The following is a 12,130-nucleotide window of genomic DNA, read 5'->3' on the forward strand; positions in this document are numbered from 1 at the left end:
CCGCAACTCCTCGGTTAGCTAATTTCTACACCAATTAACATGATTAAAAGTAGACTTAAAAAACGTGTATCTGAATTTACCGAAGCTGCCCAGGCAAAGGCATCGGGCGCGTATCCATATTTCAGAGCAATTGAGTCGGCTCAGGATACAGAAGTAGTGATCGGCGGGAAACCGGTACTGATGTTTGGTTCCAATTCCTACCTGGGTTTAACTACCCATCCGTATGTGACCGAAGCAGCCCAGAAAGCCATTGAAAAATATGGAAGCGGATGTGCGGGTTCGCGTTTTCTAAATGGCACCCTTGATATTCACGAAGAACTGGAACGTCGGCTTGCCATATTTACCGGCAAAGAGGCGACAGCCCTTTTCAGCACCGGATACCAGGCGAACCTGGGAGCAATGTCTTGTCTTACAGGTAGAAACGATTATCTTATTTTAGACGAGCGCGACCATGCATCTATCATAGACGGAAGCAGATTGTCCTTTTCAAAGGTGATCAAGTATGCGCACAACAACATGGCCGATTTGCGAAAAAAGCTGAATCTTTTACCAGAAGACGCTTTGAAACTGATCGTGACGGACGGGATATTCAGCATGGAAGGCGATATCGTAAAGCTTCCGGAGTTAAGCGCAATTGCTGAAGACTTTGGTGCTTCAATCCTGGTTGACGACGCGCATAGTTTGGGAGTTATTGGGGAAAGAGGCTCAGGAACCGCTTCGCATTTCGGTCTGACGGACTCCACAGACTTGATTATGGGAACTTTTAGCAAGTCATTCGCTTCTTTGGGTGGATTTATCGCCAGCGACGCCGAAACGATTGAATATATCAAACACAGAGGCAGGTCATTGATTTTCAGTGCAAGCATGACGCCTGCAAGTGTGGGTAGCGCTTTGGCGGCTTTGGATATCATTGAATCGGAGCCACATCATATGGAGCGCCTTTGGGCCAATACCCGCTATGCGAAAGAATTGCTTTTGTTAAACGGTTTCGACCTGGGTGCTACCGAAAGCCCGATTTTGCCTATATATATCAGAGACAACGAAAAAACATTCCTGATTACCAAACAGTTATTGGAAAATGGAGTTTTTGTGAATCCAGTCGTTTCTCCGGCCGTTCCAGCTGACGAAACATTGATCCGCTTCTCATTGATGGCGACTCACACATTTAGTCAAATTGAAGAAGCAGTTGATAAAATGTCCAAAATATACCGCGAGGTATGTCCCGAAGCAATGAAACAAAAACTATGACCAAAATTGTAGCGATATCACCGGGTAAGGAACTGGGTAAGTTTATTGATTTCCCTCATGACCTTTATCAGCACGATCCAAATTACGTTCCAGAACTTTTCATTGCCCAACGTGATCTGCTCACGCCAGGCAAGCATCCGTTTTACGAACACTCGAAAGTTCAACTATTTCTGGCGTATAATGAAAATCGTGTTACCGGATCGCGCGTCTGCGGACGTATTGCCGCAATTTTGAACAACAATCATAATCAGTTCAACGGGACAAACGACGGTTTCTTCGGCTTTTTTGATTGCATTGACGACGCTCAAACGGCCACACTTTTGCTGGACGAAGCAAAAAAATGGTTAAAAGAACAGGGCGTCAACAATATGATCGGACCGGTGAACCTGTCAACAAACGACACCTGCGGTCTTTTGATCGACGGTTTCGACAGACCTCCGATGGCGATGATGACGTACAATGCTCCATATTACGAGCAACTTCTGAATGGCTACGGATTGAAAAAGAAAACGGATCTTCTTGCATATGAGCTGGAAGTGAGCGAGTCTAACGATCGATCAATCAGGTTGTTAGAAACGTTAAAAGCGCGATTGGCCAAAAACGGAATAACAATCCGTCAGGCGAATATGAAGGATTTTGACAACGAAGCGAGAAAAATAAAAGACGTTTACAATGCAGCCTGGGATAAAAACCTGGGGTTTGTACCGGCAACGGATGCAGAGTTTACCTATCTGGCCAAAGATCTGAAAATGATCGTCGATCCAAGGTACTGTCTTGTGGCTGAAAAAGGCGATAAGTTTGTTGGATTCGGGCTGGGAATACCTGATATCAACCAGGTTTTGATCAAAATTAAGAGAGGAAGACTATTGCCGACCGGCATATTCAAACTGCTCTTTTTGAAAAATAAAATTACGAGAATCAGGGTATTGACGCTGGGGGTTGTGGAAGAATACCGGAAAATGGGAATTGAGGCCTGTTTGTACGGAAGCATTATCCAGAATACCTACGGTACAAAAGTCACAGGTGGCGAATGTTCATGGATGTTGGAGGAAAATTACCTCATGAATCATGCCATCGAGCAGCTCAACGGAAAGCTTTACAAAAGATATCGATTGTTCGAAAAAGAGATATGAAAGAAAGAGTCCTCATAACGGGTGCAAGTGGTTTCATCGGCCATCATTTGGTGCAAAAAGCATTAAAAGACGGATATGAAGTTCACGCCGCGGTGAGGTCCTCGAGTAACGTTTCTTCGCTCCAATCGTTAGGGCAAAGCACTGGATCACTGGCATTTGTATATCCAGACTATGAATCAAAAGAAAGTCTGATAGAAATTCTAGCGGCGGGACAGTATAACTATATCATCCACGCAGCAGGTGCGACTAGAGCAAAAAACGATCAGGCGTATAATCATATCAATGCGGATTATTCCTTGTCGCTTGCTGAAGCGGCTTTGGAATCGGGCATACCTCTGAAAAGATTTGTTTTTCTAAGCAGTCTGGCTGCGATTGGTCCGGTTTCCTACGACGCGAGCAGTCCGATCGATGAGCATACGAAAGCAGCTCCGATTACTTCTTATGGCAAGAGTAAGTTGTTGGCAGAGCGGTATCTGGATGCGCTGAAAAGCCTTCCGCTGACGATAATCAGACCGACTGCTGTGTTTGGTCCGAGAGAAAAAGATATCCTTATCGTTTTCAAAACTTTGGCAAAGGGATTCGATCCTTATATCGGAAATGATCCTCAGCGGCTTAGTTTCGTATATGTAGATGATCTGGTGACGGCAACAATTTCGGCTATGAAAGAAATTTCATCGACACATACAGCCTATAATATATCTGATGGTCAGGAATATAACCGTTATGCTTTGTCAGATTTGTTTAAAGAAATAAAAGGCAAGCAGCCTGTCCGGTTTCATTTGCCACTGTATGTCATAAAGCTGACTGCCGTTTGTCTGGAAGCATTTTCAAAATTTTCAAAACATACTCCTGTCCTCAATCAGGAAAAAATAAAAGAGTTGACTGCTGCAAACTGGTATTGCAGCATTGACGCTGCGCAGAGCCATTTGAAATATGTTCCTCAATACAATTTGAAAAAGGGGCTCGCGGAAACATTAAGCTGGTATTCGGCTAATCACTGGATCTAGGTGGCTTTCCGCACTCAGCTATCGACAAAATAAATCTAACTAGTTGACTATAAGTATATTATAGGCAATTCGGGTTCCGTTTTAGAACTCAACAAAGAAAAATTAACTGACTGGATTTGGCGCGGGGTATATTCCCGGCGCTGAGATAGCCGTGAAAATTAGGTCCCCCTATCGCAACTCATGTTTAAAATTATACACATAAAAGTTTTCCTGATTTTCAGTATTTCGTTACTGGGATTCGGAACTCTGCTGGCCCAAAATACAACTGTAAAAGGTGTTATTTCAGATGCTAAAACTGGCGAAACGCTTCCGTTTGTGAGCATTATTATTCCTGGTACTACCATGGGAACTTCTTCTGATCAGGAGGGGAATTATGCGATTCAGCTGAAGCCTGAACACACTACGATTCGCTTTACGTATGTTGGATATGAATCGATCGACAAAAAGGTAACGGCGGGTATCAGTCAGACGGTCAATATCAAGATGTCTGTCGATGCTTCGATGTTGAAAGAAATCACAGTTAAGGGAAAAGCGAAATATCGTAACCGCGACAACCCAGCTGTTCAGCTCATCCGTCAGGTGATTGCCAATAAGGACAAAAACCAGATGGGAAACTACAATCAGGTTGAGTACGAGCAATATGAAAAGATTTCATTTGCACTGAGCAATCTTTCTGATAAATTCACGGATCGCCGGATATTCCGGAATTATCAGTTTTTGTTTCAAAATCAGGACTCTACTGCGGCCGGTGGCAAGCATATGTTGCCTGCGTACATGCAGGAAAAACTTTCTCAGGTTTACTTCAGAAAGGATCCATACACCAAGAAACAGTGGGTTAAGGCTAATCGTCGTGCGGAATTTGATTCGAAATTCGTAGATAACGATGGTCTGAGCAGTTATTTCAATCGTTTATATGAAGATATTAATATCTATAAAAATGATATTTCAATTGCTACCAACCTCCTGCTGAGCCCGATAGCAAACTCCTCTCCCACTTTCTACAAATTTTTTATCCGTGACACAGTCAAAACTCAAGAGCCGTGGCTGATTGAACTCGGCTTTGTGCCAAGAAACAAAACGGATATGCTTTTTGAAGGAAAATTGTTTATTACCCTTGACGGAAACTATGCAGTTCAGAATGCATATCTAACTGTCAATAAGGAGATTAACATGAACTTCATGCGCGATCTTGAAGCGATGCTTGAATACGAAAAAAGCGCAGACGGGCGATATCATCCCTCGAAGACCGCTTTGAGTATGGAGTTTGCCATGGGAGAAAAAGGAGCGGGATTGTTTGGTAAACGGGTTGTGAACTTTAAAAACTACGAAACCAATATCTCGCGTCCCGACAGCCTTTACGCCGGACCAGCAGAGCAAATCGCCTATAATCCGCAGGAAAATAAAGGTGAAAGCTACTGGCAAGAGGTTAGGCATATGCCGCTGGATCGTATTGAAAAAGATGTTTACAGAAATGTGGATACGCTTCAAACCATCCCTTCTTTTAGAAGAGCACTTGACGTAAGCACTTTGTTTTTAGCAGGTTATAAATCATTTGGAATCGTGGAGGTGGGTCCGGTGAATACCTTTTATAGCTTCAACCCTATTGAAGGATTTCGGTTGCGGTTTGGCGGACGGACTACCACGGATCTCAGCAAGCGCGTGTATTTTGAAACTTATGCCGCCTATGGATTTAAAGACATGAAATGGAAGTACTTCCTGAGCGGCACCTACTCGTTTAACAACAAATCGGTATATCATTTTCCGTTGCATTACATACGGGCGAGCTACCAGAACGATACCAAAATTCCGGGGCAAGATCTTCAGTTTGTACAGGAAGATAACTTTTTACTGTCGTTCAAAAGAGGAGAAAACAATAGATGGCTTTACAACCAGACCTATAAGGTTGAATATGTCAGAGAGTTCCAGAACAGATTTTCATATAAAATCGGATTTACGCAATGGACTCAGCACCCGGCAGGTATATTGGAATATCGACCGGTATATCCATCGACCGATGGAGAGTTGATCACCGCATTAACCACCACAGAGGCGAATCTTGAACTTCGTTGGGCGCCGAACGAGCAGTATTATCAAGGGAAATTATATCGAACACCGATAGTCAACAAATTCCCGATTTTTACACTGCGTTACAGCCAGGGTATAAAAGGTTTGTTCAACGGCGAGAATAACTACCAGAATGTCAGCGCCAATATTGCCAAACGGTTTTATTTCTCGCAGTTTGGTTTTGCGGACGTTACAACGGAGGCAGGGTATATTTTTGGAAAGAATATTCCTTTCCCATTGTTGACAATTCATCACGCGAACCAGACCTACGCATATCAGCTCAATTCCTATAACCTCATGAATTTCCTCGAATTTGCGAGCGATCATTATGCGAGTATCGACGTTCAATATTATCTCAATGGCTTCCTTTTCAATAAGATTCCATTGTTGAAAAAACTGAAGCTTCGGGAAGTAGTTAGTTTCAAAGGTTTGGCAGGCGGTCTTCGCGACAATAATAATCCGAATAAAGGAGCTGATGTATATCAAGTACCTGTGGATGAAAATGGTATCCCGATTACATATACCCTTTCGAAGCAGCCATATATGGAGGCGAGCGTTGGTGTTGCGAACATATTTAAATTCCTGAGAGTGGATCTTGTGAAAAGATTAACCTATCTCAATAATCCGAACGTTTCAGAATGGGGCGTACGTGCAAGACTCCGATTTGATTTTTAATCAGCAAAAAACTGAAAACCAACAACGATGAATTACGCAATTATAGCAGCAGGAGAAGGATCACGCCTGGCAAAGGAAGGTTTCGCACTGCCCAAGCCTATGGTTACCCTCAACGGCGAAATGATGATCGAACGGTTGATTAACGTTTTTGTTAAAGGTGAACCAAGCAGCATCCATATTATCATCAATGAGGAATCGGCCCCACTCCAAAATCACTTGGAAAATGCTGGTTATGAAGCATCTATTCAAATTGTAAAAAAGTCAACACCGAGTTCTCTTCATAGTTTTTACGAATTACTTAAGGCCGGTGAATTGGACGAGGTTTGTTTAACGACGACTGATACAGTTTTTAAAGAAGCGGAATTTCATTCTTTTATAAATGCATTTCGTCAAAACCGGGAATTGGACGGCTTGATGGCCGTTACAACTTTTGTGGACGACGAAAGTCCGTTGTATGTAGCTGTAAATGAAGATCTTAATATTACAGATTTCACGGATTCAAATTCGACTAATACCCCCTATATATCCGGCGGGATTTACTGTCTGCGCGGGAAAGCCGTGGGAACAGTTTTTGAAGCAATAGAAGCCGGAACAAGCCGAATGAGAAATTTTCAACGTCAACTATTGGCAAATAACCTCCACCTGAAAGCATATCCTTTCTCAAAAATAGTGGATGTGGATCACGTTGCAGATATCGAAACGGCGGAATTGTTCTTAAGGGAAGAGGCTGATTTTGTTTCAACGCAGAGTTGAAGGAGTTTTTTCCGCGTCACTCAGCGCCCTACTCCCCCGACTCAGCGTTTAATAACTAGAATTAAGACACCAAATGGAAGATTTAAACATATTAGGAATACACCGGAATAAGAAATTCTCCCCGAACCATATCGGGAATGATGATGCAATTTTTTCATTGACCATGCAGGCACTTCAAAAGAAAGGTGGTACCGTGCGGATAATCAGCGAGGATAACTTCCTGGCTACCAAAGAAATACCTGAGCAATTAATTTTTACAATGGCTCGCCAAAAAAATACCGTCAACAAACTTAAATCATTGGCGGAGTCTGGGGTGGCAATTGTCAACTCGGGAGAGGGAATCGAGAACTGCTACCGTGCCAATTTAACGAATATTTTGGTTGACAATCATATCCCCTACCCGAAAAGCTATATCATTCCGACGAGCTATCGGGGTGATGAAGTGTTTGAAAATTTGCCTGGAAAGGGTTTTTGGATAAAAAGAGGTGATTTTCACGCGATCCACAAGGAGGATGTGACTTTCGCATATACCATGCAGGAGGCAAAGGAAATTTTGCGTGAATACGAACTGAGGGATATTCCTGACGCGGTAATATCGGAACATTTAGTTGGCGATCTTGTCAAATTTTATGGGGTATCAAATACCGATTTTTTCCATTGGTTTTACCCTTATGATAATAATCACCATAAATATGCGGCTTACGAAGAGATCAACGGAAAGTCTGAGTATCATGCTTTTGACCTTTCAGAGCTAAAAGCAGTGGCAGCATCCGCAGCGGAAGTACTGGGGGTGGATATTTATGGCGGCGACGCAATTATCGGAAAAGACGGCAGTTTTCATATCATCGACCTGAACGACTGGCCAAGTTTTGCACCATGTCGCGATGCAGCTGCGGGGCATATCGCAGAAAGAATTTTTCAGAAATTTATGAAACTGGCCTGATGAGCGAATCAACCGAAAACATATTGGAACCAAATCAAGCCGCCCCATCGGCATTTGAAAGTTCGTTAAAATCGAACGACACGGAAGAAAAAATTGACATCTGGTTTTACAGACCAATAGGATATCAGATCGCACTTTTTTGTGCAAAAATCGGCATGACACCGAACACGGTGACGATCATCAGTATATTTTTCGGAGTTGCTGCCGGAATCCTGTTTTACACCGCCGATCTATGGATCAACGTTATCGGAATGTTATCATTGATATTTGCCAACTCACTGGACAGCGCGGATGGACAACTTGCAAGACTGACCAACAATAAAAGTCGTTTGGGCAGAATTCTTGATGGAGCCGCTGGTGATTTTTGGTTTGCATCGATCCATATCGCCATTTGTTTACGCAGTATGAACGAAGGCTGGACTGCATGGATATGGGTTCCTGGCGTTGTGGCAGGTATATCCCACGTATTCCAATCGGCCATGGCGGATTACTATCGCAATGTCCATTTGTTTTTTATCAAGGGAACTTCGGGCAGCGAGCTGGATAATAGCCGCGACCTTCAGAGAGAATATGATGAGTTAAGCTGGTCTAAAAACTTTGGGATCAAATTGATCAGCCGTTCATACCTGAACTATACCAAGTTACAGGAAAACATATCGCCGAAGCTTCAGCGACTTTTGGCCATTATTCGCAAGACTTTTCCTGCTGGTTTGCCACAGAATCTAATCGTCGATTTTCGTGCGCAAAATAAACCTTTAATGAAATACACGAATATAGTCCAGTTCAACACAAGAGTAATATTTCTGTTTCTGTGGTTGTTTATCGGGCAGCCGTGGATCTACTTTTTCTTCGACATTTTTATACTGAATCCAATCCTGATTTATATGTGCGTCCGTCAGGAAAAAGTGAGCAAATACTTTTCAGAACAAATTTCCAAAGGCGAATATGGGGTCTAAGGTATATAAAGCAATATTTCTGCTGATCGGCATTTTCACGCTGGGCTATATGGTTTATGGCCTTGGATTGGAAGAAATATGGCGAAACATACAAAAAACCGGAATCTGGTTTGTGCCCGTGATCGGTAGCTGGCTGCTGATATACGTTCTTAATGCCTACGCATTTAATGCGATTATCGAGGAGCCTGCGTTGCCTGAAACAAGATTACCGTTTTGGCATGTGCTGAAACTGACGATCACCGGCTATGCGATCAACTATATCACTCCCTTTGTCGCACTGGGGGGTGAACCCTATCGCGTTATGGAATTGAAACCCAGAATGGGCATGAACAAGGCGGCATCTTCTGTACTCTTGTATAGTCTGATGCATATGTTTTCGCATGTAATGTTCTGGCTGGCGTCGATCGGGTTGATATTGGCAGTTGTTCCATTAACCGGCCCGATATTGGCGGGTTGCGCTTTTATGCTCGTAATCAGTCTGTTACTTGGATTTTGGTTTATCAAAGTATATCAAAAAGGTTTCACTGTGAGCACGATTCGCTTGTTTGGACAACTTCCTTTTGCAGGTAAAAAGATCGCAGCATTCGGCGAATCAAACAGAGAAAATCTGCTGGAAATCGACAACCAGATCCGTATTCTTTATACAGATAGGAAGCCGAGATTTTATACTTCGCTGGTTTATGAGTTTGTAGGAAGAGTAGTCGGTTGCCTGGAAATTTACTTCACAGCCCTGGCAATAGGATTGAATATGTCATTGACTGAGGCGTTGGTCATCAGTTCGGCTTCATCATTATTCGCCAATCTGATATTCTTTTTCCCAATGCAGTTAGGCACCAGAGAAGGTGGGCTCGCGATGTCACTCTCGCTCGTTGGGCTTCCTTCGGCAAGTGGAATATTTATTGGCGTTGTGATGCGGATTCGTGAGATATTCTGGATTCTGGTTGGTCTGGCGTTCATGAACAGAAGCAATCCAAAAATTGAAAATAAACTAGAAGAGTTGAAGGTCGAAACGCAGAGTTCGGGGTATTAGCAAGCAGAGTTGCGCAGGGGTATTGGTTCATTCACGAGCCAACTGATGAAGTTAAATAAAAAACAATGATTAACGGAGTACTATTAGATTACGGCGGCACAATCGATACCAATGGCTTACACTGGGGTGCAGTTCTTTGGGAGAGTTATCAAAAAGCCAATATCCAGATCGAAAAGGAGCTTTTTTCAAAAGCATATTCATTTGGAGAACGCTCGTTGGCGATCAACCCGATCATTAAACCCGAGCATTCTTTTTATGATACACTCTATCTGAAAGTTGAGCAGCAATTTGCATTTTTAAAAGAAAACGGCACCGAACTGGCTCCCGAATTGGCTACTACGATCGCGGAAAGCTGTAATGAATTTGCTCGTAAAACCGTGTTGGATGCGAAGCCAGTCTTAGAACAACTCTCTGAAAAGTATCCATTGGTGTTAGTATCTAATTTTTATGGAAACATTCACCGGGTTTTGGAAATTTTTGGGATACAAAATCTGTTCGAAAAGATAATAGAATCAGCGGTCGTAGGAGTACGCAAGCCAGATCCAGCGATCTATCAATTAGGGGCAGAAAGTATTAGGTTGTCTCCAAAAGAATGTGTGGTAGTTGGTGATTCTTTTTCAAAGGATATCATACCCGCCAAGAAACTGGGAAGCAAAGCCATATGGCTTAACGTAACGGGCTGGGAAGACAAACCTACTATCAATAAGGAATATGAGGCAGACTTTGAAATCACAGATTTTTCGTCTTTGCCCCAAACAATAAATAAGTTGAATCAGTAATCTCATTTGATATTAGCTGTGTGCTAATCATCGAATTAAATCTAAAAAATATGTACGATATCTGCACCATAGGACATATCACACTTGATAAGGTGGTCACGCCGCAGTCTGTCAAATATATGCCCGGTGGCACTTCATTTTATTTTTCCAAGGCACTTCAAAATTTTGATGTTAAATATACCCTTGTAACTGCATTAGGCAGCGAGGAGCAATATATAGTCGACGGATTGCGAAACAATGGCATTGAAGTTCGCTCACTTGAAAGTGATTTTACAGTTCATTTTGAAAATATTTATAGCCAGAATCAGGATCATCGTGACCAGAACGTTTTGCATACGGCAGCACCGTTTGACATCCCGCAGATGCCTGATATCAAGTCAACTATATTTCATTTAGGGCCCTTACTTTCGGACGACATTACTGTTGGTCTGCTAAAATCACTGGCTGAACGAGGAGAAGTTTCACTGGATATTCAGGGATACTTGCGTTACGTGGAAAACAAAAAAGTGTTCTATACCGACTGGGCCGACAAGAAAGAGGCATTACCATATATCTCATACCTGAAGGCAAACGAATTCGAAATGGAGGCGGTTACTGGCACGTCCAACGTTCAAGAAGGTGCGCGATACCTGGCCGAAATGGGAGTGAAAGAGGTGATTATCACGCTGGGCAGCAAGGGCTCGATCATATTTGCCGATGGCGTTTTTCACGAAATACCAGCTTATCAGCCTCAGCAAGTGGTAGATGCAACGGGTTGCGGGGATACATATATGGCAGGATATCTCTACCAGAAATCCAAAGGTGCTTCGATTGAAGAAGCCGGCAAATATGGGGCCGCTATGGCCACGTTGAAAATACAGGGATCCGGACCATTTGACGGAACGCCTGAAACCGTAAATGAATTGATTAACACCGGAGTCTGGACAAAAACAGAGCTGGCTTCCGTCCTTGAAAAATAACACGCATTAAGTATCATGAAGTACCTGATTACCATATTATTAGCCATACCACTTCTTCTTTCTTTCAAGCGTATTGATACTGTTAAAAAGGACGAGGTTAATCACCTTGCCAATCCGGATACTTTCCCGGTACCGACAGTGCCTAAATTGCTTTTCTATATTCAGCGTGACCCGAATACAAATACCATTGTATATGAATTGAATGCCGATAAGGATGGAAAAATTAGTGTCGATGCGCCTGTGAACACCTATTGGATCCGTTATCCGGAAGGTGGCGTAAAGAAGAACCTGAACTATCTGCAGCGCAAGTTCGCATACGGTATTAATTCAAAGCCTCTGGGCAATGGCAACTTTGAATTACGTTCAGTGGCGTATAACAAATTGCCACTTTATTTGAAGCCAGATCCCAAAAATCAATACCATGTTTATGCCGATATAAACAACAAAAAGTGTATGCTTAGTCGCGTATTTATTCGAATCGACGGCGGTACTTTCTGGTCTCCGAATGTACTTTATATTGAATTAAAAGGCATCGATATTGCCAGCGGAAAAACCATTATTCAACGGATAATACCATCTTGAA

General features: G+C 42.8%; 11 protein-coding genes. All 11 read left to right on the forward strand.

Annotated features, from left to right (window positions below; genetic code table 11):
* The first annotated feature begins 39 nt into the window (after nucleotides 1-39).
* The 11 genes from spt (at nucleotide 40) to AC1XUD_RS04445 (ending at nucleotide 12,129) form a co-directional block, all read left to right on the forward strand.
* Nucleotides 40-1,248, forward strand: a complete 1,209-nt coding sequence (spt, locus tag AC1XUD_RS04395; protein ID WP_483359747.1) for a serine palmitoyltransferase — start codon at nucleotides 40-42, stop codon at nucleotides 1,246-1,248.
* On the forward strand, nucleotides 1,245-2,381 hold the full coding sequence (locus tag AC1XUD_RS04400; protein WP_483359748.1) for a P-loop NTPase family protein: 1,137 nt from the start codon (nucleotides 1,245-1,247) through the stop codon (nucleotides 2,379-2,381). The genes spt and AC1XUD_RS04400 overlap by 4 nt, the downstream gene beginning before the upstream one ends.
* Nucleotides 2,378-3,388 carry an NAD-dependent epimerase/dehydratase family protein gene (locus AC1XUD_RS04405; RefSeq protein WP_483359749.1) on the forward strand — a complete coding sequence of 337 codons (1,011 nt, stop codon included), beginning with the start codon at nucleotides 2,378-2,380 and terminating at the stop codon, nucleotides 3,386-3,388. The genes AC1XUD_RS04400 and AC1XUD_RS04405 overlap by 4 nt, the downstream gene beginning before the upstream one ends.
* A gap of 180 nt (nucleotides 3,389-3,568) precedes the next feature.
* The gene (locus tag AC1XUD_RS04410) at nucleotides 3,569-6,127 is read left to right on the forward strand and encodes a DUF5686 and carboxypeptidase-like regulatory domain-containing protein (protein WP_483359750.1); all 2,559 of its coding nucleotides are present in this window, start codon (nucleotides 3,569-3,571) and stop codon (nucleotides 6,125-6,127) included.
* Between the two features lie 27 nt (nucleotides 6,128-6,154).
* A complete protein-coding gene (locus AC1XUD_RS04415) occupies nucleotides 6,155-6,880 on the forward strand; it encodes a nucleotidyltransferase family protein (protein ID WP_483359751.1) in 726 nt (241 codons plus the stop codon).
* A 73-nt stretch (nucleotides 6,881-6,953) separates the two neighbouring features.
* On the forward strand, nucleotides 6,954-7,823 hold the full coding sequence (locus AC1XUD_RS04420) for an ATP-grasp domain-containing protein (protein ID WP_483359752.1): 870 nt from the start codon (nucleotides 6,954-6,956) through the stop codon (nucleotides 7,821-7,823).
* Nucleotides 7,823-8,779 (forward strand): CDP-alcohol phosphatidyltransferase family protein, encoded by a 957-nt coding sequence (locus AC1XUD_RS04425; RefSeq protein ID WP_483359753.1) that lies wholly within the window; start codon nucleotides 7,823-7,825, stop codon nucleotides 8,777-8,779. Before AC1XUD_RS04420 ends, AC1XUD_RS04425 begins: the two co-directional genes overlap by 1 nt.
* Nucleotides 8,769-9,809, forward strand: coding sequence for a lysylphosphatidylglycerol synthase transmembrane domain-containing protein (locus AC1XUD_RS04430; protein ID WP_483359754.1), 1,041 nt, complete (start codon nucleotides 8,769-8,771; stop codon nucleotides 9,807-9,809). Before AC1XUD_RS04425 ends, AC1XUD_RS04430 begins: the two co-directional genes overlap by 11 nt.
* 65 nt (nucleotides 9,810-9,874) lie before the next feature.
* The gene (locus tag AC1XUD_RS04435) at nucleotides 9,875-10,588 is read left to right on the forward strand and encodes an HAD family hydrolase (RefSeq protein ID WP_483359755.1); all 714 of its coding nucleotides are present in this window, start codon (nucleotides 9,875-9,877) and stop codon (nucleotides 10,586-10,588) included.
* A 50-nt stretch (nucleotides 10,589-10,638) separates the two neighbouring features.
* A complete protein-coding gene (locus tag AC1XUD_RS04440) occupies nucleotides 10,639-11,547 on the forward strand; it encodes a PfkB family carbohydrate kinase (RefSeq protein ID WP_483359756.1) in 909 nt (302 codons plus the stop codon).
* Nucleotides 11,548-11,562: 15 nt separating this feature from the next.
* Complete coding sequence (locus AC1XUD_RS04445; protein ID WP_483359757.1) at nucleotides 11,563-12,129, forward strand: DUF4833 domain-containing protein; 567 nt, start codon at nucleotides 11,563-11,565, stop codon at nucleotides 12,127-12,129.
* Nucleotide 12,130: the final 1 nt, after the last annotated feature.

It is taken from the genome of Dyadobacter sp. HNCC25DJ184, from assembly GCF_056895215.1.